The organism is Kitasatospora sp. NPDC001683 (assembly GCF_053596495.1).
Genome location: NZ_JBSFGK010000025.1, coordinates 75737 through 101127, shown reverse-complemented (window position 1 = coordinate 101127; position 25391 = coordinate 75737). Strand labels below are relative to the sequence as shown.

The 25391-nt window shown below is 72.9% G+C and carries 21 protein-coding genes; 15 read left to right on the top strand and 6 right to left on the bottom strand.

What is annotated here, in order from left to right; all coding sequences use genetic code 11:
• Nucleotides 1-33 precede the first annotated feature (33 nt).
• On the bottom strand, nucleotides 34-864 hold the full coding sequence (locus ACWCYO_RS16310; protein ID WP_449784569.1) for an MHYT domain-containing protein: 831 nt from the start codon (nucleotides 862-864) through the stop codon (nucleotides 34-36).
• A 295-nt stretch (nucleotides 865-1159) separates the two neighbouring features.
• Nucleotides 1160-1627 carry a VOC family protein gene (locus ACWCYO_RS16305; protein WP_449784568.1) on the bottom strand — a complete coding sequence of 156 codons (468 nt, stop codon included), beginning with the start codon at nucleotides 1625-1627 and terminating at the stop codon, nucleotides 1160-1162.
• Between the two features lie 123 nt (nucleotides 1628-1750).
• Here ACWCYO_RS16305 and ACWCYO_RS16300 point away from each other — a divergent pair, with 123 nt between their 5' ends.
• Both ACWCYO_RS16300 and ACWCYO_RS16295 read left to right on the top strand, forming a co-directional pair.
• The gene (locus ACWCYO_RS16300) at nucleotides 1751-2185 is read left to right on the top strand and encodes a MarR family winged helix-turn-helix transcriptional regulator (protein WP_270144878.1); all 435 of its coding nucleotides are present in this window, start codon (nucleotides 1751-1753) and stop codon (nucleotides 2183-2185) included.
• A gap of 428 nt (nucleotides 2186-2613) precedes the next feature.
• Nucleotides 2614-3903: an MFS transporter gene (locus ACWCYO_RS16295; RefSeq protein ID WP_449784572.1), complete on the top strand. Its 1290-nt coding sequence runs from the start codon at nucleotides 2614-2616 to the stop codon at nucleotides 3901-3903.
• A gap of 54 nt (nucleotides 3904-3957) precedes the next feature.
• Here the strand turns inward: ACWCYO_RS16295 and ACWCYO_RS16290 are convergent, their stop codons facing one another.
• Entirely contained in the window at nucleotides 3958-4476 is a 519-nt protein-coding gene (locus ACWCYO_RS16290) for a GNAT family N-acetyltransferase (RefSeq protein WP_270144876.1), read from the bottom strand.
• A 46-nt stretch (nucleotides 4477-4522) separates the two neighbouring features.
• Here ACWCYO_RS16290 and thpR point away from each other — a divergent pair, with 46 nt between their 5' ends.
• Entirely contained in the window at nucleotides 4523-5110 is a 588-nt protein-coding gene (thpR, locus tag ACWCYO_RS16285) for an RNA 2',3'-cyclic phosphodiesterase (RefSeq protein WP_270144874.1), read from the top strand.
• Nucleotides 5111-5331: 221 nt separating this feature from the next.
• On the opposite strand, the gene serC is transcribed toward thpR, so the two are convergent.
• Together serC and ACWCYO_RS16275 are read right to left on the bottom strand one after the other, a co-directional pair.
• The gene (serC, locus tag ACWCYO_RS16280) at nucleotides 5332-6450 is read right to left on the bottom strand and encodes a phosphoserine transaminase (protein WP_270144872.1); all 1119 of its coding nucleotides are present in this window, start codon (nucleotides 6448-6450) and stop codon (nucleotides 5332-5334) included.
• Nucleotides 6451-6610: 160 nt separating this feature from the next.
• Nucleotides 6611-7711, bottom strand: a complete 1101-nt coding sequence (locus ACWCYO_RS16275) for a citrate synthase 2 (protein ID WP_270144871.1) — start codon at nucleotides 7709-7711, stop codon at nucleotides 6611-6613.
• A gap of 418 nt (nucleotides 7712-8129) precedes the next feature.
• On the opposite strand from ACWCYO_RS16275, the gene pdxH reads away from it, so the two are divergent.
• The 12 genes from pdxH to ACWCYO_RS16215 all read left to right on the top strand — a co-directional run bounded on the left by pdxH (nucleotide 8130) and on the right by ACWCYO_RS16215 (nucleotide 24693).
• On the top strand, nucleotides 8130-8762 hold the full coding sequence (pdxH, locus tag ACWCYO_RS16270) for a pyridoxamine 5'-phosphate oxidase (RefSeq protein ID WP_270151070.1): 633 nt from the start codon (nucleotides 8130-8132) through the stop codon (nucleotides 8760-8762).
• 157 nt (nucleotides 8763-8919) lie between these two features.
• Nucleotides 8920-9114 (top strand): FxSxx-COOH cyclophane-containing RiPP peptide, encoded by a 195-nt coding sequence (gene fxsA, locus ACWCYO_RS16265; protein WP_270144870.1) that lies wholly within the window; start codon nucleotides 8920-8922, stop codon nucleotides 9112-9114.
• 148 nt (nucleotides 9115-9262) lie between these two features.
• Nucleotides 9263-10657 carry a TIR-like protein FxsC gene (locus ACWCYO_RS16260; RefSeq protein WP_270144868.1) on the top strand — a complete coding sequence of 465 codons (1395 nt, stop codon included), beginning with the start codon at nucleotides 9263-9265 and terminating at the stop codon, nucleotides 10655-10657.
• Nucleotides 10654-14667 (top strand): FxSxx-COOH system tetratricopeptide repeat protein, encoded by a 4014-nt coding sequence (gene fxsT, locus ACWCYO_RS16255; RefSeq protein WP_449784567.1) that lies wholly within the window; start codon nucleotides 10654-10656, stop codon nucleotides 14665-14667. The genes ACWCYO_RS16260 and fxsT overlap by 4 nt, the downstream gene beginning before the upstream one ends.
• 43 nt (nucleotides 14668-14710) lie before the next feature.
• The gene (locus ACWCYO_RS16250) at nucleotides 14711-15889 is read left to right on the top strand and encodes an FxsB family cyclophane-forming radical SAM/SPASM peptide maturase (RefSeq protein ID WP_270144865.1); all 1179 of its coding nucleotides are present in this window, start codon (nucleotides 14711-14713) and stop codon (nucleotides 15887-15889) included.
• A gap of 247 nt (nucleotides 15890-16136) precedes the next feature.
• Entirely contained in the window at nucleotides 16137-17225 is a 1089-nt protein-coding gene (locus ACWCYO_RS16245) for an aKG-HExxH-type peptide beta-hydroxylase (protein ID WP_449784566.1), read from the top strand.
• Nucleotides 17226-17561: 336 nt separating this feature from the next.
• Nucleotides 17562-17747 carry a hypothetical protein gene (locus tag ACWCYO_RS16240; protein ID WP_270144861.1) on the top strand — a complete coding sequence of 62 codons (186 nt, stop codon included), beginning with the start codon at nucleotides 17562-17564 and terminating at the stop codon, nucleotides 17745-17747.
• A 70-nt stretch (nucleotides 17748-17817) separates the two neighbouring features.
• Complete coding sequence (locus ACWCYO_RS16235; RefSeq protein ID WP_449784565.1) at nucleotides 17818-20214, top strand: FxsB family cyclophane-forming radical SAM/SPASM peptide maturase; 2397 nt, start codon at nucleotides 17818-17820, stop codon at nucleotides 20212-20214.
• A gap of 16 nt (nucleotides 20215-20230) precedes the next feature.
• Nucleotides 20231-21004, top strand: coding sequence for an aminoglycoside N(3)-acetyltransferase (locus ACWCYO_RS16230; RefSeq protein ID WP_449784564.1), 774 nt, complete (start codon nucleotides 20231-20233; stop codon nucleotides 21002-21004).
• Nucleotides 21005-21375: 371 nt separating this feature from the next.
• A complete protein-coding gene (locus ACWCYO_RS16225) occupies nucleotides 21376-22044 on the top strand; it encodes a DUF4097 family beta strand repeat-containing protein (RefSeq protein WP_449784563.1) in 669 nt (222 codons plus the stop codon).
• Nucleotides 22045-22075: 31 nt separating this feature from the next.
• Nucleotides 22076-23170 (top strand): serine hydrolase domain-containing protein, encoded by a 1095-nt coding sequence (locus ACWCYO_RS16220; RefSeq protein WP_449784562.1) that lies wholly within the window; start codon nucleotides 22076-22078, stop codon nucleotides 23168-23170.
• A gap of 974 nt (nucleotides 23171-24144) precedes the next feature.
• Nucleotides 24145-24693, top strand: a complete 549-nt coding sequence (locus ACWCYO_RS16215) for a hypothetical protein (RefSeq protein WP_449784561.1) — start codon at nucleotides 24145-24147, stop codon at nucleotides 24691-24693.
• Between the two features lie 17 nt (nucleotides 24694-24710).
• Here ACWCYO_RS16215 and ACWCYO_RS16210 read toward each other — a convergent pair whose 3' ends face one another.
• A complete protein-coding gene (locus ACWCYO_RS16210; RefSeq protein ID WP_449784560.1) occupies nucleotides 24711-25220 on the bottom strand; it encodes a hypothetical protein in 510 nt (169 codons plus the stop codon).
• Nucleotides 25221-25391: the final 171 nt, after the last annotated feature.

Sequence of the window (25391 nt, the reverse complement as noted above, 5' to 3'; positions counted from 1 at the left end):
GACCCGGCCGGACGTCTTCGTGCTGCCCGGAGTTCAGCGCCGGGCGCGCGCCTCGCTCAGCAACCGCCGCTGCTGCGGGGGGACCCGCGGCGTGCGCGGCGGCAGCGGCGCCGCCGGGCCGGCCAGCAGCGGCTTCGTGGCGGCCTTGCTCGGCGAGACGGCGAAGGCCAGCGAACCGAAGAAGACGTAGCAGCCCAGCCCGACGCCGAGCGGGAAGATGAACTGCAGCGCCATCACGCCGCCCTGGGTGGAGCGCGAGGGGTCCAGCCGGACCGACAGCGCCGCCATCCCGGTGTAGTGCATCGCGCAGACGGCCACGCCCATCACCGGCGCCGCCGCCAGTACGGCGAGGGTGCCCCGGATGTTCAGCGCGGCCCAGAGCGCGGCCGTCGCCGCGAACACCGCGATGCCGATCGACAGGCCCACCGTGACGTGGTCGTAGCCGAGGTGGCCGGGCAGGACCATCGCGGCCATGCCCAGGTAGTGCATCGCCGCGACCCCGAGACCGGTGGTCAGCCCGCCGACCAGCAGGGCCAGCACGGGATGGCTGCGCCAGTACCCGACGGTGAACAGCCCGACGCCCACCACGGCGACGGCGACCAGCAGGCTGAGCACGGTCAGCCCCGGCTGGTAGCTGATCTCGACGCCGCTGACCGAGAAGCCGAGCATCGCGATGAAGTGCATGGACCAGATGCCGGCACCGAGCGAGGTCGAGGCGAAGAGCAGCCAGGCGACCCGGCTGCGGCCCTGTGAGACGAGTGCCCAGCGGGCGCTGCGCAGGGCGACGAAGGCGCCGAGGCAGGCGACGAAGTACGAGACCGCCGGCGTCACCCAGCCGTGGTCGGCATGGTGGATCTCACCCAATTGAGCTCCCTGGACGAGGGGTTGCGGGCGCCAGGGCTCGGGCGGAGGCGGCGGGCCGGACGGCCGGCGCGGATGTGCGGAGAGCGTGCGGGAAAAGGGCACGGAACGGGTCCGCCGAGAGGAGACCTGGCGTGTGGTGCCCCTGACAACGGGGACAGTAGCCATTACCCGCCAGTCGCACAAGGTTCGCGGTTTTCGTGAAATCCCAGGTCAGGCTGGACCTTTACGCGGTCTGCATGATCTTGGCACCAAGCCCTGACACCGCCTGCGCACCGTCACCAGGGCCGTTTGTGGGTTACTCCAGTGGAGCGAGCCCGAACGGGTGGCCGGCCGGATCGATCAGCACCTTGAGGGTGCGGCCGTGCTGGTAGCCGGCCTCGGTCGCGCCGAGCGCGAGGGCCTTCGCGGTGGACTCCTCCAGGTCGTCCACGTAGAAGTCGAGGTGGAAGTGCTTGCTGCCGTCCGGCTCGGTCCACGGCTCCGGCCGGTAGCCCGCCACCCGCCCGAAGCCCAGCGGGCTGCCGCCCTCCGGGTTGTCCAGGATCGCGAAGTTCTCGTCCACGTGCCGGGTCTCCCAGCCCAGCAGCTCGCCGTAGAACGAGGCCAGCGCGACCGGGTCGGCGCAGTCGATGGTGACCATGGCGAGCCGGGCGAAGCCGGTGTCGCCCTGCGGGGACTGCCCGGGCGTTGTGGACGGCTCGAACGGCGGGGGCGGCGGGTACGGCACGTACGGCCCGGACTGCTCGGCGGCGAGATCGGACATGTCTGGTCGGCCCTTCCGGGAGTCGGGAGAACGATCACCCATGACCAATATGGCACCGGGCCGATCTTCCGGCACGGCGGAACCCGTTTTTCCTTAGCGAGAGTAATGACGTAAGCTAAAGAGATGCCCGAGATGTCCGAGCAGGACCTCGCAGCGATCTCACAGCTGCGGTCGTCCACGATGCGCCTCTCCCGACGACTCAAGCACCAGCGGGTGGAGGAGTCGCTCAGTCCCACCGAGATGGGGGTGCTGGGCACCCTCGCCCGGTGCGGGAAGGCGACGCCGGGTGAGCTCGCCCGGAAGGAGCACGTGCAGCCTCCTTCGATGACCAGGATCGTCGCGATGCTGGAGGAGAAGGGGCTGGTGCGGCGCGAGCCGCACCCCGAGGACCGCCGACAGGTGGTCGTCAGCAGCACCGAGCAGGCCGAGGCGATCCTCGCGGAGAGCCGTCGGCGCCGAAACGTCTGGCTCGCCGAGCTCGCCCAGGGGCTCGACGACGAGGAGTGGGCCGTCCTCCGGGAGGCCGCGCCCGTGCTCTACAAGCTCGCACACCTCTAGGCACACCGAACCCGGCCCAGCCGACCGGGAGAAGAAGGAGCCCGCATCACCGCAGGACCGACCACAGTGACCAGGAGCGCGACGGCCCCCGCCAGGGCCGTCGCGCACGAGGGGAGACACCCGTGACACCGCCGGCCGCAGCCAGCGCCGCCATCCGTACCGACGACCCGACCACCGACCCCGCCGCGGAGAGCACCGCGGCCGCCGACGCCCAGGCCCCCGCCCCCAGCGGACTGCCCGGCAGCGGCGACGACGACCCCGACGAACGCACCGCGGCGGACTCCGCCGCTCAGGGCCGAACCCATTCGTCCCGCCCGTCGCCCGCCACCACCCTTTCGGCGACGATCCCCCAGCCTCCGGCCGGGGGGACCCCCATCGCTCGGCCCCTCCCATCCCCGACCGGCGCCGAGTTCACCCGCCCCCGGGGGATGTTCTCCTCCCTGCGCGTTCGCAACTACCGCTACTACTTCGCCGGCCAGGTGGTGTCCAACACCGGCACCTGGATGCAGCGGATCGCCCAGGACTGGCTGGTGCTGAGCCTCACCGGCAGCCCGCTCGCGGTCGGCATCACCACCGCCATGCAGTTCCTGCCGATGCTGCTGCTCGGCCTGTTCGGCGGAGTGCTCGCCGACCGGATGCCCAAGCGCCGGCTGCTGATCTACACCCAGGGCACCATGGGCCTGCTCGCCGCGGGCCTGGCCGCCCTGACCGTCGGCGACGTCGTGACGCCGTACTACGTGTACGCCTTCGCGCTGCTGCTCGGCCTGGTCACCGTGGTCGACAACCCGACCCGGCAGGCCTTCGTCTCCGAGATGGTCGGGCCCAAGGACCTCGCCAACGCCGTCAGCCTGAACGCCGCCAACTTCCAGACCGCCCGCCTGGTCGGCCCCGCCGTCGCGGGCCTGCTGATCGCCGCGGTCGGCAGCGGCTGGGCGTTCGCCGTCAACGCGCTGTCCTTCGCCGCCGTGATCGGCGGGCTGCTCGCCATGCGGGAGGGCGAACTGCGCCCGACCGAGCCGATCGCCCGCGAGAAGGGCCAGCTGCGCGAGGGCCTGCGGTACGTGAAGGAGCGGCCCGAGCTGCTCTGGCCGATGGTGCTGGCCGGGTTCATCGGCACCTTCGGGTTCAACTTCCCGACGCTGCTGTCCGGCTTCGCGTACGACACCTTCAAGGTGGGCGCCGGGCAGTACGGCCTGCTGAACACCGCGATGGCGGTCGGCTCGCTGGCCGGTGCGCTGCTCGCCGCCCGCCGGGGCGCGCCCCGGCTGCGCCGGCTGGTCGGCGCGGCGCTGGCCTTCGGCACGCTCGAGGTGGTCGCGGCCTTCGCGCCCGACTACTGGACCTTCGCGCTGCTGCTGACGCTGATCGGGGTGTTCGGGCTGAGCTTCAACACCTCGGTCAACTCCGCCCTGCAGCTGGCCACCGACCCCGAGGTGCGCGGTCGGGTGATGGGCCTGCTGGTGCTGGTCTTCACCGGCGGCACGCCGATCGGCGCCCCGGTCGTCGGCTGGGTCACCGCCTCGTACGGACCCCGGCCGGGCCTGCTGGCCTGCGGCGCGGTGTCCGCGCTGGCGGCCGCCGCGGTCGGCCTGGTGCTGGCGCGCAGCGCGGACCTGCGGGTGCGGTTCGACCTGCACCCCGGCCGCGGCGGGCGGGTGGTGGCCGTCGTGCCGCGCACCGCTCCGAGGGGCAAGTCCGAGCTCGTCCCCGCCTGCTGATGATCCGTCAGGAAACCCCGGAGGCCTGCGGCTTCCGGGGTTTCCCGGCGTTCGTCAGAGCCGGATCTCGAGCACCTGGCCGGGCCAGATGCCGGTCGGCTGCTCGACCTCGAAGCCCACGGTCTCGGTGAAGCCGAGCGCCCGGTACTGGCCGACCAGCTTGCGGTCGGCGCCGGCGTAGCAGTCCACCCGCAGCAGGCCGATGCCGCGCCGGCGGGCCTCCTCGATCGCGTCGGCGATCAGCGCGGCACCGATGCCGGAGCCCTTGCGGCTGCGGTCGGTGACCAGGTGGCGGACGTAGAGTTCGCGCTCGTCCACCAGGGGGATGTACTTGCCGGGCTCCTCGGCCAGCACGCAGCAGCCGACCGTGCGGCCCTCGTCGTCCACCGCGAGGCGGATCAGGAACGGCTCGGCGGCGTACTGCTCGATGTGCTCCACCCGGGCCGGGTTGGTGGAGAACGGCTGGTCGCCCCACTGGCCGGTGCGCCCCTGGGCGGTCAGCCAGGTGATGGCGCCGTCGAGCATGGACAGGATGTCGGGGACGTCCGCGAGGCCCCCGGTGCGGATCTTCATGGAGATCCGTTCTACCCCAAACGGCCGATCGCGGGAAGATTGGCTCATGAGGTTGTTCGTGGCGGTGCTCCCGCCGGTCGCGGCGTTGCAGGGACTCTCCGACGCGGTCGCGCCGGTGCGCGGGCTGCCCGGGGCGGACCGGCTGCGCTGGACCACCGTCGAGGGCTGGCACCTCACGCTGGCCTTCCTCGGTCAGGTGCAGCCCGAGCGGCTGCCCGAGCTGGAGGCCGGCCTGGCCGCCGTCGCCGAGGTGCACCCGGTGCACCGGCTGCGGATCGCGGGCGCCGGCCGGTTCGGCGACCGGGTGCTCTGGGTCGGGATCGAGGGGCAGACGTGGGCGTTGCGCCGGCTCGCCGAGTCCGTCGCCGAGGCCACCGCAGACCTGACCGGGGAGACCGACGCCTTCGGCTTCCACCCGCACCTCACCCTGGCCCGGGCCGGCTCCCACCACGGCCACCGGCGGGCCGTCCAGCGGGTCGCGGCGGCCGAGCTGGAGGCGCTGGCGGCGGCGCTGGCGGACTACCGGGGGCCGGAGTGGGAGGCCGCCGAGCTGCACCTGATGAAGAGCGACCTGGACGGCGGCTTCGCCCACTACGAGTCGCTGCGCTCCTGGGCGCTGGCCGACTGGAGCTGAGGCCCTCCGATCCGGGACGGTGTGAGCCGGAGGTACGCTCGTTGACCGTGGATCCCAAGACTCGTATGCGCATCGTCTCCGGCACCCTGGTGCTGCTGCTGGTCGTCGTGCTGATCAGCTCACTGGTCAACCGGTAAGGCCGGGCAGACGCAAGGGCCACCGCCCGCAGGCGGTGGCCCTCAGCTGTGCTCAGCTGCGTTCAGCTGGCCGTTCGCGCGAGGTCAGAGCTGCTCGACCACGTAGTCGATGCACCGGGTGAGCGCCTCGACGTCCGCCGGGTCGATCGCCGGGAACATCGCGATGCGCAACTGGTTGCGGCCCAGCTTGCGGTACGGCTCGGTGTCCACGATGCCGTTGGCACGCAGTGCCTTGGCGACCGCGGCGGCGTCCACCGACTCGTCGAAGTCGATGGTGCCGACCACCTGGGAGCGCTCGGCCGGGTTCGCCACGAACGGGTTGGCGAAGGAGGACTTCTCGGCCCAGGCGTACAGCCGGGACGAGGAATCGGCCGTACGGGCGACGGCCCAGTCCAGCCCGCCGTTGCCGTTCAGCCACTCCAGCTGGTCGGCCAGCAGGAACAGGGTGGCGATCGACGGGGTGTTGTACGTCTGGTCCTTCGACGAGTTGTCGATGGCCGTCGGCAGCGAGAAGAACGGCGGGATGTACCGGCCGGAGCCGGCGATCTCGGCGGCGCGCTCCAGGGCGGCCGGGGAGAAGGCGGCCAGCCACAGGCCGCCCTCGGAGGCGAAGGACTTCTGCGGGGCGAAGTAGTAGACGTCGGTCTCGGTGATGTCGACCGGCAGGCCGCCGGCGCCCGAGGTGGCGTCCACCAGCACCAGCGAGCCCTCGTCGGCGCCGGCCGGGCGCCGGATCGGCATCGCGACGCCGGTCGAGGTCTCGTTGTGGGTGAGGCCGTAGACGTCCACGCCCGCCTCGGCGACCGGCAGCGGGTGGGTGCCCGGGGCGGTCTTGATCACGGTCGGCTCGGCCAGCCACGGGGCGGCCTTGACCGAGGAGGCGAACTTCGAGGAGAACTCGCCGAAGTCCAGGTGCTGGGACTTCTCCCGCACCAGGCCGAAGGCGGCGATGTCCCAGAAGGCGGTGGAGCCGCCGTTGCCGAGGACGACTTCGTAGCCCTCCGGCAGCGAGAAGAGGCTGCTCACGCCCTCGCGCACGCGCTTGACCAGGTTCTTGACCGGGGCCTGGCGGTGCGAGGTGCCGAGCAGCGAGGTCTGGGTGGCGGCGAGGGCACTCAGGGCCTCGGGGCGCACCTTGGACGGTCCGCAGCCGAAACGGCCGTCTGCGGGCTTGATGTCAGCGGGGATCTGGATCTGAGCCACGCGCGCAGCCTACCGGCCAAGGGCCCGTCCGGGGTACGGTCGTCCGCCCGCTGAGACTGTGATCTCGGCTGCCGCCGGACGCCGACAGCGGGCCCGGCCGGAGCCGGACCCGCTGGTCAGAGGGCGTTTCAGGAGCGGAAGCCCAGTGCGCTCAGCGCGCTCAGTGCGCGATGGCGTCCCAGCCCTCGATCTCCTCGGGTCGGCGCGGGCCGGGGCCGATGTAGCGCGCGGAGGGGCGCACGAGGCGACCGGTGCGCTTCTGCTCGAGGATGTGCGCCGACCAGCCCGCGGTGCGCGCGCAGGTGAACATCGAGGTGAACATGTGCGCCGGGACCTCGGCGAAGTCCAGCATGATCGCGGCCCAGAACTCGACGTTGGTGGCGAGCACCCGGTCGGGGCGGCGGGCGTGCAGCTCCTCCAGCGCGGCCTTCTCCAGCGCCTCGGCGACCTCGAAGCGCGGCGCGCCGAGCTCCTTGGCGGTGCGGCGCAGCACCCGGGCGCGCGGGTCCTCGGCGCGGTAGACGCGGTGCCCGAAGCCCATCAGGCGCTCGCCCTTGTCCAGCGCGTTCCTGACCCACTTGACGGCGTCGCCGGTGCGCTCGATCTCCTCGATCATGCCGAGCACGCGGGAGGGGGCGCCGCCGTGCAGCGGGCCGGACATCGCGCCGACCGCGCCGGAGAGCGCGGCCGCGACGTCGGCGCCGGTGGAGGCGATGACCCGGGCGGTGAAGGTGGAGGCGTTCATGCCGTGCTCGGCGGCCGAGGTCCAGTAGGCGTCGACGGCCTTGACGTGCTTCGGGTCCGGCTCGCCGCGCCAGCGGATCATGAACCGCTCGACGACCGTCTCGGCCTTGTCGATCTCGCTCTGCGGGACCATCGGCAGGCCCTGGCCGCGGGCGGACTGGGCGACGTAGGACAGCGCCATCACGGCGGCCCGGGCGAGGTCGTCGCGGGCCTGCTCGGCGGAGATGTCGAGCAGCGGCTTGAGGCCCCAGACCGGGGCGAGCATGGCGAGCGCGGACTGGACGTCGACCCGGATGTCGCCGGAGTGCACCGGGATCGGGAAGGGCTCGGCGGCCGGCAGGCCGGGGTTGAACTTGCCGTCCACCAGCAGGCCCCAGACGTGGCCGAAGGAGACGTGGCCGACCAGGTCGTCGATGTCGACACCGCGGTACCGCAGGGCGCCGCCTTCACGGTCGGGTTCGGCGATCTCGCTCTCGAACGCGACGACTCCCTCAAGCCCGGGTACGAAATCGGACATGCGACGGCTCCTTCAGTTCTGCGATCGGCGCTCCGCCGTGGTGGGGAGGCGCGCCAGTGACCGAATCGTGGTTGGCACTCGGTGCCAGAGTGACAGGCACGGGGTGCATTGCGCCATACACCACCGCGGTGATGTTTCCCGTAGGACCGCTTGACCTTTCCGCCGAGGGGTCGGTCGTGCCCGGGGGATTCCCGGAACCAAACGCCCGGTTCCGGACAATTCCCCGTACGGCGGGCGGCCAAGCGGTGGCGAGTCACCATAACTCCGACCGGGGTTTGTCCGGAGGTAGCGGTGCCGGTTGCTTGTCGTACGGGATGATGTTGGCGTGCAGACCCCGGAACGCGCCCAGTCGACGCCCCTGAGCCCCGCCATCCGGACCCTGGCCGACGCGGCCAGCCCCGGTCCGGACCTCACCGTGATGCGCAAGCACTACACCCACGAGGGTCTGACCGAGGAGCAACTCGCGCCCGAGCCGATCGGCCAGTTCACCCGCTGGTTCCTGGAGGCGGACGGCGCCGGCGTGGTGGAACCCAACGCCATGGTGCTCTCCACCGCCGACGCCCAGGGCCGGCCCAGCTCGCGCACCGTGCTGCTCAAGGGCTACGACGCGCGGGGCTTCGTGTTCTTCACCAACTACGGCTCCCGCAAGGGCTCCGAGCTCGCCGCCAACCCGTACGCCGGGCTGCTCTTCCCGTGGATCGCGCTGGCCCGCCAGGTGATCGTCCAGGGCCGGGTCGAGAAGGTCGGCCGGGACGAGACCGCCGCCTACTTCCGCACCCGCCCGCACGGCTCCCAGCTCGGCGCCTGGGCCAGCGAGCAGTCCAGCCCGGTCAGCGGCCGCGAGGTCCTCGAACAGCGCTACGCCGACCTGGAGCGCCGCTACCCCGAGGGCGAGGGCGTCCCCGTCCCGCCGTTCTGGGGCGGCTACCGGGTCGTCCCGGAGAGCGTGGAGTTCTGGCAGGGGCGCGAGAACCGGCTGCACGACCGGCTGCGCTACCTCGCCGACCCGGCCGACCCGACCGGCTGGCGGGTGGAACGGCTCTGCCCGTGACCGCCGGGCTGCTCCGTCCGTACCGCGTCCGGGCGCGGCGAGTACACGGAACTGACGCAGCGTCACCGATTTGTGTAGGATGTGCGCGTCGCGGACCTGGGTCGATCGTTCTTCCGGCCGGCAGCCCGCTGTGCCGGCACGATCGAGTGAGGGACTGATGGGCGTCACCGGTGCGGAAACCGCCGCTGGACTCGGCTCTGACCTGGTCGACGTCACCGCCCTGCCGCTCGACGAACTCGACGCCCTGCCCGACACCGTCCTCGGCGACCTGCTGCGCCGGGTCGTGGCGGACGCCGTGACCCCCGGCGCGGAGCCGCTCGCCGCCTTCCAGTCGGCGCTCGAACTCCGCTGACTCGAACCCCGCTGACCGGCCGCTGACCGTCGGCTAAACCTCCGAAGGTCGGGAAATATCACCAACTCCCCACCCCACTGGTGCAGTTCACGACATGCTGGGTAGGAGACCAGCGCCGTCACGGCACCGTCAGGGTCGGGGGGAACAGGTGAGTGAACGGGAACAGCAGCGGCCGTACTTCTTCTTCAGCTACGCGCGTCGGGACTTCGAGGCGGGGGACGCCTTCGTCGACCAGTTCTTCAACGACCTGCGGGACGAACTCGGCCGCGTCCTCGGACCGGCCGTCCAGGCCGACGAACTCGCCTTCCGGGACACCGAACGGCTGCGCCTGGGCGACGAGTGGGCCGAGAAGCTGGCCCTGATGCTCGGCCGCAGCCGCACCATGGTCGCGCTCTACTCCCCGGCCTACTTCGCCAGCCTGTACTGCGGCAAGGAGTGGACGGCCTTCCGCGGCCGGGTCCGGCGCCACCACGAGGAGACCGCGGAACTGGTCTCCGCGCTGATCCCGGTGCTCTGGGAGCCGGTCGCCCCCGCCGACCTGGTCACCGAGGTCACCAAGATCCAGTGGGCCCAGCCCGACATGGGGGACGCCTACGCCCGGCACGGCCTGCGCGCCCTGCTGCGCACCGCCCAGCAGGACGCCTACCGGCAGGTCGTCCGGGTGGTCGCCGGACGGATCCGGGACGCGGCCGTGCGGCGGCTCGCCGAACTGCCCGAGTTCGACCTCGACGCCGTCCGCGGCTACTTCCCCGGACCGGCCGCGCCGGCGCCCGCCACCGAACCCGGCATGGTGCGGCTGTTCATCGCGGCCGGCCGGGCCTCGGAGGCCGCCGCCGAGGGCGGCTCCTACGCGGGCGGCTGGTACGGCGCCAGGCCCTGGCACTGGGCGCCGTTCTACCCGCCCGCCCAGCCGTCACTGGCCGCCCGCGCCCAGCAGGTGATCACCAACGCCGGGCACACCACCACGCTGGAGGAGATCGACGCCGGGCTCGGCGAGAAACTCGACCAGGCCCGCGAGGACAGCCAGGTCAGCGTGTTGCTGGTGGACCCCTGGGCGGCCGACAGCGAGCGCTACCGGGCCGCCCTGCGCGCGTACGACGACCAGAACCACCCGGTCACCGGAGTGGTGGTGCCGATCGGCGGCAACGACCCGGACGGGGAGCGCGAAGCGCCGTGGGTCGGCGTGCGCGGCGTGTTCCGTCGCAACTGGTTGCGCCGGCGTGACCCGGAGCACCTGTTCCGCGTGAAAGTGAACCGGGAGAGCTTCGACAGCGACCTCGCCATCATGGTGACGGTCGCTCAGAACAAGCTCATGGACGACAACCTGGATTGGGGGGACGATGGCGGCGACGCCTTCGGCTTCGGCCCGGGCGGCGGCCCTGACATGCCCGGGCTGACCATCCCGGCCGGCCCGCCCGGCCCCTCCGGTCCGCCGCGGAGCCCGTCCGCGCGCCGAGATCCCGAACCGACACCGAAGGACGTGCCCGGCCAGCGCCCGGGCGGCCACGACGGCTCTGTCCCGCTGAGGGGAGACGGACGATGAGCACTGAGCCCGGCACGGAGCCTGGACGCGGCGAACCGGGTTCGGTCGTCACGTTCTACTCGTTCAAGGGCGGCACCGGCCGGACCATGGCACTCGCCAACGTCGGCTGGATCCTCGCCAGCCGGGGCCTGCGCGTCCTGGTCGTCGACTGGGACCTGGAGGCGCCCGGCCTCCACCGCTACTACCACCCGCTCCTGGTCGACCCCGAACTCCACTCCACCGACGGGCTGATCGACCTGCTGCGCTCCTACGTCAAGCAGGCGCTGCCCTCCGCCGCCGGACCGACCGGCCGCTCCCCGGCCGCCTGGCTGGACGAACCCGGCCGCCTCGACGGCTACATCTGCGGCCTCGCCCTCGACCTGCCCGCCGGCGGCCGGCTCGACTTCCTGCCCGCCGGCCGGCAGAACGCCGCCTACGCGGCCGCCGTCACCAGCTTCAACTGGCGCAGCTTCTACCACGGTCGGGACATCCGCGGCGGCGAGTTCCTGCGCGAACTGCGCGAACGCTGGGCCCGCAGCTACGACTACGTGCTCATCGACAGCCGCACCGGCGTCAGCGACACCTCCGGCATCTGCACCGTGCTGATGCCCGACACCGTGGTCGACTGCTTCACCTTCAGCGCCCAGAACATCCGCGGCGGCGTCGACGCCGCCCGGGCCATCGCCGAGGCCGAGGAGCGGGCCATCCGCGTCCTGCCGGTGCCGATGCGGGTCGAGGACGCCGAGCAGGAACGCCTCGAAGCCGGCCGGGACTTCGCCCGCGAGGCCTTCGCCCCCTACCTCGGCCGCTGGCTGCCCGGCGACCGCCGGGCCGCCTACTGGGCCGACGTCGAGGTGCCGTACAAGCCCTTCTACGCCTACGAGGAGGTCCCGGCCACCGTCGCCGACCGGCCGCAGGAGGCGCGCAGCCTGCTCAACGCCTTCGAGCGGCTGGCCGAGTGGATCACCGACGGGCGGGTCCGCTCGCTGCGCCCGCTCAGCTCCGAGGCCCGCCGCCGGCTGTACGGCGCCTACCTGCGCTCCGCCCGCGCCGTCCCCCGCCAGGTCTTCGTCAGCTACGCCCCCGAGGACCGGATGTGGGCCGAGTGGGCGGCCGGCACCCTCACCCGCTTCGGCTACCAGACCTCCCTGCACAACGCCGCCGAGCCGCACGGCGGCCAGCGGCCGCCCGAGGTCGCCGGGCCGCTCGACGGCCAGGGCCGGCTGCTCGCGCTGCTCTCGCCCGAGTACACCGCGCTGCCCCGCGCCGCCGAGGTCTGGCAGGCCCTCCAGGGCCGCGAACTGCCCTCCGGCGCCTCCGCGTTGGTCGCCATGCGGCTTCAGGACTCGGACGAGCCGGTGCCCCGCCCGTTCATCGGCCAGGCGGTGCCCGACCTGGTCCGCTCCTCCGCGACCGGCGCCGAGGCCCAGCTGTACGGCGAACTCGGCCCGCCGCCCGGCAGCAACCGCCAGTTCGACTCCGACAGCGGCGAGTTCCTCGCCCCGGCGCGCTTCCCCGGCACCGCCCCGCAGGTCCAGGAGGCACCCTCGCGCAACGCCGCCTTCATCGGCCGCGGCAAACTGCTCGAACTGCTCCGCAACCGCTTCACCGGCGGCCCCGCCGCCGTCCTCAGCCAGGTCCTCTACGGCTTCGGCGGCGCCGGCAAGTCCCAGATCGCCGCCGAGTACGCGCACCGCTTCAAGTCCGCCTACGACGTCATCTGGTGGGTGCCCGCCGAGGAACCCGCCAACATCCCGCAGAAACTCGCCGAACTCGCCCCCCGGCTCGGCGTCCCCACCAGCGACGACGTCGCCCACACCGCCGCCGCCGTGCTCGACGCGCTGCGCCGCGGCCACCCGTACCGCCGCTGGCTGCTGGTCTTCGACAACGCCGGCACCCCCGAGGAACTCGCCCCCTGGCAGCCCGGCGAATCCTCCGGCGGGCACGTGCTGATCACCTCGCGCAACCAGGGCTGGGCCCGGCACGCCGGCCTGGTCGAGGTCGACGTCTTCCTGCGCGAGGAGAGCATCCGGCTGCTGCGCCGCTTCAACGGCGGCCTCTCCCCGGAGGACGCCGACCAGGTCGCCCACCGCCTCGGCGACCTCCCGCTCGCCGTCGGCCAGGCCGCCGTCTGGCTGCAGGAGACGTCGATGCCGATCGCCACCTACCTCGAACTGCTCGACGACGAGCTCACCGAGATGCTCGAACGCACCCGGCTGCGCCCCGCCGAGTACCCCCACTCCGCCGCCGCCACCTGGCGCATCTCGGTCGAGGAACTGCGCCGGATGAACGCCCCGGCCGCCCAGATCCTGGAGATCTGCGCCTTCTTCGGCCCGGACGCCATCCCGATGCGGCTGCTCTACAGCCGGGCCGTCACCCGCGCCCTGCGGCTGCCCCCGCGCGCGCCCCGCGACAAGCTCGCGATCGGCGAGTTCCTGCGCGCCATCAACCGGTTCGGACTCGCCCGCACCGACCAGAGCAGCGAGACCATCACCGTGCACCGGCTGGTCCAGGCCGTGCTCCGGGACCAGGTCGAGGAGGGGCGGCAGGCCGAGCTGCGCGCCGTCGTGCACGCGGCCCTGGCCACCGCCAACCCCGGCGACCCGGACATCCCCGCCAACTGGGCCGAGTACGCCGAACTCCTGCCCCACCTCTGGCCGTCCGGCGCGCTCGACAGCGCCGACGAGGACGTCCGGCAGTGGATCATCGACTCGGTCCGCTACCAGTGGAAGCGCAGCCTGCACGAGTCCGGCCGGGAACTGGCCGAGCGGACCATCGCGCACTGGCGCGAGGACGGATACGGCGGGCCCGACTTCGACGTCGACAACGACGCCCAGACGCTCATGCTGCGCACCCAGCTGAGCAACATCCGCCGCTCCCAGGGCGCCCTCCAGGAGGCGTACGAGATGGACCGGGACATCCTGGAGCGGTTCACCGCGACCCTGGGCCCGGAACACTCCCACACCCTCGCCGTCGCCAACAGCCTCGGCGCCGACCTGCGCTTCCTCGGCCGCTACGACGAGGCCCGGGCACTCGACCGCCGGACCCTGGACGCCGCCCGGCGCACCCTCGGACCGGACCACCCGCGCACCCTGATGATCACCAACAACCTCGCCGTCTCCGACTACCTGGCCGGCGACCGCCGCGCCGCCCTGGAACGGCACCGCAGCAACTACCTCCAGCAGCGCGACGCCCTCGGCGCGCACAGCCTCTACGCGCTGTCCTCCGCCTCCAACTACGCCCGCGACCTGCGCGAGACCGGGCGGCTGCGGGAGGCGCTGGACCTGCTGGAGGAGACCGTCCGGATCTACCAGCAGACCATCGGCGACAACCACACCGACACCCTGCGCGCCCGCAAGAACCTCGCCGTGGCGCTGCGCCGGGCCGGGCGCTACCACGAGGCCCTGGAGATCGACGAGGACATCTACCAGCGCTACCTGGACATCAACGGCCCCGAGCACCCCGACACCCTGGCCGCCGCCACCAACCTGGCCAGCGACCTCAACGCGCTCGGCGACACCGACCGGGCCATCCCGCTGGCCGAACGGGCGCTCGCGCGCTACCGCGACTACCTGGGCGAGGACCACCCGGTCACGCTGGCCGGCGCCAACAACCTCTCGGTCTACCTGCGGCTGGCCGGGCGGGTCGCGGAGGCCCGGGAACTGTCCGGGCGCACGTTGGCGCAGTTCCGGACCGTCCTCGGCGCGCGCCACCTCTACATCCCGATCGCGATGATGAACCACGCGAACGACCTCGCGCTGGCCGGCGAGACCCGGGCCGCGCTCGCCCTGGAACAGGAGGCGGCGCCGCTGATGACCGACGTGCTCGGCCCGGACCACTACGACTCCATCGGCATCACCTCCAACCTGGCGCTGAGCCTGGCGGCGGTCGGGGAGGGCGAGCGGGCCGCCGAACTGCGGGCGGACTGCATCCGGCGGGCCCGGGTGACGCTGGGGGAGGAGCACCCGACCACGGTCGCGGTGAAGGCGGGGACGAGGCTCGACTCGGACGTGGAGCCCCCGCACGTGTGACGGGCGGTCAGCGAACTCGCCGGGCGGTGCTAGGTTCACGCGCATGGTGCCGTTCCGGCAGTTCCTGCTGAAGATCCACAGCCGTTGCAACCTGGCCTGCGACTACTGCTACATGTACGAGGGCGCCGACCAGAGCTGGCGCGACCGGCCCCGCCGGATGGAGCTGGCGACCGTGCGCCGCACCGCTCGGCGGATCGCCGAGCACGCGGCCGAGCAGGGGCTGGACGAGGTCTCCGTGGTGCTGCACGGCGGCGAGCCGCTGCTCGTCGGACCGGTCCACCTGGACGCGCTGCTGGCCGAGTTGGCTCGGATCGCCGACGTCGGGCCGCGGGTGCGGTTCAGCCTGCAGACCAACGGGCTGCGGCTGCTGGACCAGCCCGCGCTGCTCGACGTGCTGCACCGCCACCGGGTCGGCGTGGCGGTCTCGCTGGACGGCACCCGGGCCGACCACGACCGGCACCGGCGGCTGCCCTCCGGAGGGGGCAGCTGGGAGCGGACCGCGGCGGCGGTGCGGCTGCTCGGCTCGGACCGGCACCGGGAGCTGTTCGCCGGCCTGCTGTGCGTCGTCGACCTGGCCGCCGACCCGGTCGCCACCTACGAGGCGCTGCTGGAGTTCGCGCCGCCCCGGCTCGACCTGCTGCTGCCGCACGCCACCTGGCAGGAGCCGCCGGCGGGCGTCCGGCGGTCGGTGCCGGTCGCGCCCCCCTCGGGCGTCGACTCCGCGCCGTACGGGGAGTGGCTGATCGCAGCCTTCGACCGCTGGTACGACGCGCCGTACCGGGAGACCGGGGTGCGGCTGTTCGAGGAGCTGTCCGTGCTGCTGCTCGGCGGGCGGGCGGCCAGCGAGGCGGTCGGGCTGGCGCCGGTGGACCTGGTGGTGGTCGAGGCGGACGGCACTCTCGAACAGGCCGACAGCCTCAAGGTGACGTACGACGGGGCCGCCGGGACGGGGCTGGACGTGTGGCGGCACGGCTTCACGGAGGCGGCCGCGCACCCGGGGTTCCGGGCCCGCCAGCGGGGCCTCGCCGGGCTCGGGGCGGTGTGCGGGGCGTGCCCGCTGGTCCGGGTCTGCGGCGGAGGGCTCTACGCCCACCGCTACGCGGGCGACGGGTTCGCTCACCCGTCCGTGTACTGCGCGGACATGGATCGGCTGATCCGGCACATCGCGGGGCGGCTGCGGGCCGGGGTGGCGGAGCTGACCGGGGCGGGGCAGGGGCGGTAGGGCCGTCCGGTGGGTCCGGGCGGATGGGGCCGTGGCAGGGGGGGGCGTCGGGGGGCGTCAGGGCTGCGCTCACCCGTCCGGGTCATGGGCGGGTCGGGACCGGCTGAGCCGGCGCCGGGCGGGGAGACTGCGGGCGGACCGGGCGGATGGTTCGGCCGGTCAGTTCAGCATTTTCAGAATTTTCGGGACTTTCGGGACTTTCAGCGCTTTCAGGATGTTCGGGCTTTTCGGGAGAGAGGACGGACCGGTGACGGGTACGGGCGAGGCGGTGGCGGCCGGGGTGCCGGGCGCGCGCGGGGCGGACGGGTCTGCGACGGAGGGGAGCGGGGCGGGCGGGCTGCCCCGGCACGCCGTGGACCGGGCGACGTTCCGGGCGATCGCGGGCGCGCGCGGCGGCCCGGAGGCCGTCCGGCTGCTGCGCGCGGGCCAGTTGAGCAAGCGGGCGCTGCTGCTGCTGGCGCTGCGCCGGGCGGCTCCGCAGGACGAGGACTTCCGGGAGGCGTACGGCGAGGTGTGCGCGCTCCAGCGGAGCGACCGGGCGCGCTGGGAAGAGGTGCTGCTGCGGCCGGAGTTGGACGCCTGGGCGGCCGACTGCCTGCGGGCGCGGTCGCTCGGCTCGGCGGTGCCGCTGGACGGGCTGGGCGACTTCCTGCGGGCGGACCCCGGCCCGGTGCTCGACCTGGAGTGCGACGGGCTGCGCTGGACGCCGAGAGTGGACCACCTCGGGCCGCGCCGGGTGGACTACGGGCGGCCGCCGGTCGGGCCGCTGTCCGTCGACGAACTGCGTCGCTGGGAGGAGCAGTCGGCGGCGGCCTGGGAGATCCTGGTGCGCCGCCACCGCAGGCACGCGGCCGCGGTGGCGGCCTGCGTCACCGTGGTGGTGCCGCTGCGTCCCGCGCCCGGCGGGGAGGCGGTCAGTGCGGCCGCCCGCCGGGCGTACGGCGCGGTGGCGGCCTCGCTGCCGGGCGATCCGGTACTGCTGGCGCTGGCCCTGGTGCACGAGTTCCTGCACATCCAACTCGGTGCCCTGCTGGACCTCGTACCGCTGCACCGGCCGAACGGCCCGGCGGTCTACCACGCCCCCTGGCGGCCCGACCGGCGCCCGGCCGGTGCGCTGCTCCAGGGGACGTACGCCCACCTGGGCGTGGCGTCCTTCTGGTGCGCCGAGGCGGCCGCCGGGATGAGTGAACCGTCGCGCGCGGAACGGGAGTTCGCCTGCTGGCGGGCGCACACCCTGGCGGCGGCCGGAACCCTGCTGGAGTGCGGTGAACTCACTGCGGACGGGCGGGAGTTCACCGAGGAACTGGCGCGCGCCGTCCGCGAACTGGACGGCTGAAGGGGCTCGCCCGGCCGCCGGGAGTCCGTCGGTCGAGCAGGGCCGCGGCAGTTTCGGGAGCGCTTTTGCTCCGGTGGCGCGCACCCGGGCGAGGACCGGACGGAGGGCTCGAACGCCTGTTCCGGCCAAGGCGCTTCGGCGCGCAATGGCGAAGCGCGCGACCGCTGAACGGGTGAATTCTGGGGCCATTACGCGCTGTGGTATGGCGTCGGCTGGCTGGGCAGACCAACTTGAGGAGGCAAGGTGCCGCGCGGACTCCTCGCTGGCACTACATTGGTCGCAACCGGGTGACCTACCCGCACTCGGCAGGTCCTAACCGCGCCTAAGGAAACGAACATGACTCCGGTAACCAGCACCAGGCCGGCCGGCAACCTCACTGACACTCAGGAGACGCCGGAACGCCCGTCCCTCGCCGAGCTCGCCGCCCTGGGTGCGGAGGAACTCGCCTCCCGGCTGCAGCGCGCCCTCCCCGGCGCGGAATCCGGCCTCGTGCCGGTCGCGGCCTTCAACTCCTCGATCTGACCCGGACCGGAACACCGAACGGACCCCAGGCCGAGCTGAACCTGCCACACCCATGATGACGCGAATTCCGGTGCCACTGACGCAATTCGTGGTCAAGATGCACAGCCGGTGCGACCTCGCCTGCGACCACTGCTACGTCTACGAGCACGCGGACAGCAGCTGGCGCTCCCGCCCCAAGGTCATCGGGGACGGGATCCTGGCCAAGGCCGCCGAGCGGATCGGCGAGCATGCGGTCGCCCACCGGCTGTCCGCCGTCCGGGTCGTCCTGCACGGGGGAGAGCCCCTGCTCGCCGGCCCGGACCGGTTGCGCCGCGCCGCCGAGGCGTTCCGGGCTGCGCTGCCCCCCGGCTGCGCCCTCGATCTGCGCATCCACACCAACGGCGTGCTGCTCAGCCGCGCCTTCTGCGTGCTGTTCGCGGAGCTGGACGTCAAGGTCGGCATCTCGCTGGACGGCGACCGGGCCGCCAACGACCGTCACCGGCGCTTCGCCGACGGGCGGAGCAGCCATCCGCAGGTGCTGCGGGCGGTCGGGCTGCTGAACGAGCCCGAGTACCGGCACCTGTTCGCCGGGCTGCTGTGCACCATCGACATCGAGAACGACCCGGTGGCCGTGTACCGGGCGCTGGCCGAACTCCGACCCCCGGCCGTGGACTTCCTGCTGCCGCACGCCACGTGGGAGGAGCCGCCGAAGCGGCTGCCAGGAGGCGGGGAGGCGCCGTACGCCGACTGGCTGCTGACCGTCCACCGGCTGTGGGAGGCGGACGGGCGGCCGTTCGCCGTGCGCACCTTCGAATCCGTGCACCGCACCCAGCGGGGGCTGTCCAGTCTGACCGAGTCGCTGGGGCTGGAGCCCTCGGACCTGGCGGTGCTGGAGACGGACGGGACTTTCGAGCAGGCGGACAGCCTGAAGACCGCGTACGACGGGGCGCCCGTCACCGGGATGAACGTCTTCGCGCACAGCCTCGACGACCTCGCCCGCCACCCCGGCATCGCCGCCCGACAGTCCGGCCTGGCCGGACTGAGCGCGGCCTGCCGGGCCTGTCCGGTGGTGCGCTCCTGCGGGGGCGGGTTGTACGCCCACCGCTACCGGGCGGACACTGGCTTCGACAATCCCTCCGTCTACTGCGGTGACCTCATGACGCTCATCAACGGTATTGCGGGGAGCGGTGGTTCGGACCCCGAACGTGACTCCCGTCCGGCCGCTGTTCCGGCTCAGGGCGGGGAGCCGCTGCTGTCGGCCGCGCTCGCTCCCGCCCAACTCGACGAACTGGCCCGGGGATACGGCAGTGCCGACACCGTCGCCGCGCTCGGGCGCTCCCAACTCGCGCTGACCCGAGCCATGTTGGCCGCAGCCTGGGACGCCTCCGGGCAGGGCCGGGCGGGCGCGTGGGAGCTGCTGTCGCAGCTCGACGGCTCGGCGCCGGCGGCGGTGGACGCGGTGCTGACGCATCCGTACGCCCGGGCCTGGGCCGCGCGGCGGCTGGCCGGGGACCTGGCGGTCGGGCTCGGGCCGCTGGCCGCGCTGGCCGCCGCCGCCGCGGTGCGGGCCGGGCGGGGGGACGCGGTCGCGGTGCCGGTGCGGGGCGGGTGGCTGCACCTGCCGACGCTGGGCCGGGTCGCGGTGCCGGACGGGGAGGCGCTGGTCACCGGGCGGGCGGACGGCTTCGAGGTGCGGGCCGCCGACGGATCGGTGCGCACGACGCTGGACCAGCCGCTGCGCCGCGTCCGGCTGGCCGGGGGCTGGACGGTCGCGCTGGAGGACCTCGACCCGCTGCGGGACAGTCACGACCACCCGGTGGCCGAGCGGCTGTCGGAGGCCGAACTGCTGGGCTGGACGGGCGCGTTGCGGGAGGCCTGGGAGCTGCTCGGACGCGACCTGCCCGGGTACGCGGAGGGCATCCGGGCCGGATTGGCGACGGTGACCCCGCTGCGGCCCGGCCCGACCGGCCGGGACGTCAGCTCGGCGGCCCGGCAGGCGTACGGCGCGGTCGGCATCGCCCGGCCCGCGACGGCGCCGACGCTGGCGCTGCTGCTCGCGCACGAGTTCCAGCACGTGAAGCTGGGGGCGGTGCTGGACCTGTTCGACCTCCACGACCGGGCCGACGACCGGCTGTACTTCGCCCCCTGGCGGCCCGATCCGCGTCCGCTGGAGGGGCTGCTGCAGGGCACCTACGCGCACCTGGCGGTGACCGAGTACTGGGGCACCCGGACGGCCGCGTACGACGGTCTGGCCGGGGCGGCCGCCGGCCGGGCGCGGGCGCAGTTCGCGCTCTGGCGGCGGTACACGGCGGAGGCGGTCGAGCGGCTGGCCGAGTCGGGGGCGCTGACCGGGCTCGGGGTGCGGTTCGCGGAGGGCATGCGGGAGAGCGTCGAGCCGTGGCTCGCGGTACCGCTGCCGGCGGCGGCGGAGCGGGAGGCCGAGCGGGCGCGGCGGGAACGCGATCAACTGCGGCCGGTCGAGGCCTGATTCGGAGGATTTGGGAGTGATCTCCACTGCCGCGCTCGCCGAGCGGTTCGCCCGGCTGGGCGTCCGGCCGGGCATGGTGCTGCACGTCCAGGCCTCGCTGCGGGCGCTCGGGCCGGTCGAGGGCGGGGCGGGCGGCGTGGTCGACGCCCTGTGTGAAGTCCTGGGCGCGGACGGGACGTTGGTGGCGTACACCGCCACGCCCGAGAACTCCTCGACCTCGCGGATCCACCAGGAGGCCGTCGCCGGGCTCTCCCCGGCCGAGGCCGAGGACTACCGGGCGCGGATGCCGCGCTTCGACCCGGCGGCCACCCCGGCCTCCCCGACCATGGGGGCGCTCTCGGAGGCCGTCCGCACCCGGCCCGGCGCCCTGCGCAGCGGCCATCCGCAGACCTCCTGGGCCGCGCTCGGCCCGCTGGCGGGGGAGATCACCGCCCGGCACCCGCTCACCTCGCACCTGGGTCCGGAGTCCCCGCTCGGGCGGCTCTACGAGCTGGACGCCCGGGTGCTGATGCTCGGCGTCGACATGGCCCGCTTCACCGCCTTCCACCTCGCCGACCTGCGCCAGCCGGGCGTCCGGCTGCGCGAGTACCGCTGCATCGCGCCGGACGGCTGGACCGCCTTCCGCGCGCCCGACCTGGACGACCTGCACTTCGCCGAGCTCGGCGCCCGGGTCCTCGGTGCGGCCGCCGGGGTTTCCAGCGCCCGGATCGGTACGGCGGACTGCCGGCTGGTGCCGGTCCGGGAGGCCGTCGACCTCGCCGACGGGTTCCTGCGCTCCGGCCGTAGCTGAGCCGGGGCGACACCCGGGCGGTACTCCGCCGCAAGGACACCCGCTGCACCGGCATGCGGCGGCCGGTGAAGTGGCCGACCGCGGGTGGGGGCTCGACCCGGCGGTCGGCAACGCTCAGGGCGACAGCGTCTCGGTGCTGTTGAACGCCAGGGCCCGGCCATAGCGTTCATCCTCAGTTCATTGCAATGAGCGAGGAGGATGCCGTTGCATTCTCGGCAAGGCCGTTGCAATGATTATGGGCCGTCTAGCTGCAGTGATAGTGATTCTGCGCAACGATGCTGTTGCTAGAACATTGAACGCAACGTAGCGTTTCCTTTGTCGGAAAGCGGCGGGCCGGAGTGGCCGGCGCCGCGGAAGAGAAGGAGAGCACGATGCAGAAGTTCGCCAGCCCCGCCCCGGTCTCCGCCGTCCTGGACATCCCGGCCGGCCGCATCCAGTTCATCGCCGCGGACCGGACCGACACCGTGGTCGAGGTCCGGCCCGCCGACGCGACCAAGGGGCGCGACGTGAAGGCGGCCGAGCGGGTCGAGGTCGCCTTCGCCGACGGCGTGCTGCGGGTCCAGGCCCCGGAGGTGGCGAACCGGGTCCTCGGCAACTCCGGCTCGGTCGAGGTGACCGTCCAGCTGCCCGTCGGCTCCCGGGTCGACGCCAAGGCCGCGCTCGGCGAGTTCCGGGGCGTCGGCCGCCTCGGCGACGTCACCCTCCGGGCCGCGCAGGGCACCGTCAAGCTCGACGAGACCGCCGGCGCCCAGCTCGCGCTCCAGGACGGGGACATCGCGGTCGGCCGCCTCGGTGGCCCCGCCGAGATCCGCACCCAGAAGGGCGACCTCCGGATCGCCGAGGCCGTCAGCGGCGCCGTCAGCCTGCGCACCGAGTACGGGCAGATCGAGGTCGGCGCCGCCCGCGGGGTCTCCGCCGCCCTGGACGCCGGCACCGGCCACGGCCGGATCCACAACTCCCTGAAGAACGCCGACGGCACCCCCGGCCTGACCATCCACGCCACCACCGCTTACGGCGACATCACCGCCCGCAGCCTCTGAACCGCACCGCCCCAGCGAAGAAGGAGCGACCATGAACGCCATCGAGCAGAACGCCGCGCAGGACCGCCCCGATCTGCGGAAGGCCATCCAGGACGTCGTCGACGCCGGCTTCGCCGGCATCCAGATGCGGGTGCACGACGAGCAGGGTGAGTGGGTCGGCAGCGCCGGGGTGCACAAGCTCGGCGAGCGCGCCAAGCCGTCCACGGACGGGCAGTTCTGGGTCGGCAGCACCACCAAGACCTTCGTCGCGGCCCTGGTGCTGCACCTGGTCGCCGACGGCATGATCGAGCTGGACTCGCAAGTGGCCGAGCACCTGCCCCGGTTCGGACTGGACGAGCGGATCACCGTGCGGATGCTGCTCCAGCACACCAGCGGCATCTACAACTGCACCGGCGAGCTCGACGCGGAAGGGACGTTCGTACCCGGGCTGCCGTCCGTCGGCAAGGCGTGGGTCGAGAACCGCTTCCACCGCTACCAGCCGGACGAGCTGGTGCGGTTCGCACTGGCGAAGCCGGCGCGGTTCGAGCCGGGCACCGACCAGAGCTACTCCAACACCAACTACACGCTGGCCGTGCTGCTGGTCGAGGCGCTCGGCGGGCGCTCGTACGCCGAGGAGATGCAGCGGCGGATCCTGCGGCCGCTCGGGCTGCGGGACACCCTGGTGCCGGGCGACTCGCCGCAGATCCCCGGCCCGCACGCCCACGGCTATTACCGCTACCAGGACGGCGAGGAGTGGAAGGTCGTGGATGTCTCCCGGCAGAACCTCTCCCTGCTGACCGGCGCCGGGGACATGATCTCCACCACCCGTGACCTGCAGGTCTTCTTCGCCGCCCTGCTCGGCGGCAGGCTCCTCCCGGCCGCCCTGTTGGAGGAGATGCGGACACCCCACGGCCCGCTCGGCTACGGACTCGGCCTGTTCGTCCAGGAGTTGGGCCCGGAGAACGGCGACATCACCATCGTCCACCACAACGGCGGCGCCCCCGGCGGCTTCGGCGCACTGATGATCGGCACCCCGGACGGCCGCCGGACCCTCACCGCCGGACTGACCACCGGCGACTCGGACGCGGACCCGGCACAGGAGTTTCCGAAGGCGCTGAACGGGCTGATCAATGCGGTGTTCTGCTGAGGCCGACGGCACCGTCTCGCGTCCCCGCGCAGGAAGTCGACGTGGCCGACTTCCTGTGCGGAGGGAGCGCCGTCGACTGCGCAGAGTCCCTGGATGGATACTCTATGGAGTCGGGGGCGTGTTCGGAATCGGAGGAAACGGTGGCGCGGTATCTGCGGATGATCGGGGCTCTGGCCGTCACCGGCCTGGTGGTGGCGTCGGCGCCTGCGGCACGTCCCGGCCGAGGGGCCACAGCGGGTCGGCTATTTCGCGGAGGCGCCGCTGCCGGAAGGCGATGTCCCGCTGGCGCAGCTACCGCCGGAGACCCGGCAGGCGATCGGTTCCTCGCCGTCCAAGATCCGAACGGATACGCCGCGCGGCTACAAGCTGAGGCAGGGCGCGGCTGCCACGGACTACATCTACAACTCGGCGGACGTGTGGGCCATCGAAGCGGACTGCGGTGGCTCCGAATGCCATGCGATCCAGCAGGTGAGGCTGGGGCTGAAGGAGTACGTCTTCGGTGGTGATTCGCGCCGCTGGCGCTTGACGCTGAACTCGTCGCCGTGGTCGGGGCCGAGCGGATTCTCCGCCTCGCACTTCTACGAGTGCGGCGTCAACATCCCCGGCGCCGTCGGCAAGACGTGTTCGACCTGGAAGTCGGACGGAGCGGACGGGCCCTGCTCGGGGGCCGCGCCCTCACCGGCCGCTATCGGGCGGTGCGGCCTCGTGTTGGCAACGGCCCTGGACATCCTCCGGCTGAGGATGTCGAGACTGCTATCACGTTCGCGTTTCGGGCACCCTCTCTGTGGCGGCTCGAATTCGGCGGCCGCGTCGCCGTTCTTGAGGCCAATCACGCTCCGTGGGTGGCGCCGGGCCTCTCCTTCCCGGGCGACGGTTGGCCGTGGAGATTCGATCCTGAGCCGGCCCGGCTCGTCGTTCCCGTGCTGCCGGAACTTCCGCCCGGCCGCCCGTCGCACCATGGTGGCCGGGCGGCGGTGCAGACGGAGATGGCCGGGCCCGAGGGCACGAGCCTGCACCTGGTGATCGACAGCCGGACGGGCATGGTGCGGCGGGCCTCCGCCCCGGGGACGGCTTACGTCGAGGAGCTTTCCGATCTCGCCTTCCCCGAGACCCTGCCGGACGACCTGTTCGTCCAGCCCCACGACGACGGCAGCTCCGACCGGGCAGAGCTTCTCCGATGGGAGCGGATCCGCGAGCACTACCGGGCTCGGCCGTTGCCAGTGCCGGTCGCTTCCTGGCCGGGACCGCTCGGGCGCCCGTCGCCGATCGACGGCGATCCCGGTGCCGGGTATCTCGTCGTGGACCTCGACACCGAGTCGTCTCCGGGTGCACCGACGGCAGCCCAGCTGGTGCGCCAGCCGCTGGACGAGCCGCCGTACCTCTCCGGCTGGGCCACCGACCCGGGTCACCACCTCCAGCGGTGGCGTGATGGCCGTTGGCAGTGGACGCTGGTGCGGGCCGACAACCCGTTGACGGTCTGGCAGTTGGAGCGGGTCCGCGAGGAGTTGGCGAGTCTCCGGTAGGGGCTGGTGGGTGAGGTTCAGCCGCCGGGCTTGTAGTCGCGGTTGCCGCCGACGACGGCGCCGAAGGCCTTGCCCACCCACTGGGCGCAGTTCTTGCAGGGCGGTGCGACCTTGCCGTTCACGTCGACGGTCTTCAGCAGGTAGTACTTGGGTTTGACCCCCTTGCTGACCATCTCCGCGTAGAGGTGCGCCTCCGCGCAGTTGTGCGGCGGCCAGCCCTCCAGTTGCTCGATGTCAGCCCACGGCGGGCGCCACCCCTCACCGACGGCGGTCTCCTGGGCCTGGTCGGAGAGTTCCTTGGCCTCCAGGGTGCCCCGCTGGTCTCGAGAGAAAGTGTCGTAGCCGCTGGTCGCCGAGAACACGTCGGAGTCCTTCTTCTTCCCGCTCTTGCCGTTCTTCGGCCTGAGCGGGGTCGCCGTCGCGAACTTCGTCGAGGGCTTCTGTGCGGCGGCCTTGTCCATCTGGGCTTCGAGGGTCTTCTTGCCCTTGGCGCGCTGGAGTGCGCGGCCCACTGCGGCGTTGCCCACGGTTCGTTGGAGGGTGGCGGCGCTGGACGGGGTCAGGGTGCCGAGGTGGGTGCCGGGGGTCGTGTCGGGGCATCTGCGCGGTTGTGACCGGGACTTGGGGTGTACTGGCCTTCTGTCGTAGTCATGCGCGCCCACGAGCTTTCCCCTCCGATCGCCCGACTCCCGGGAACA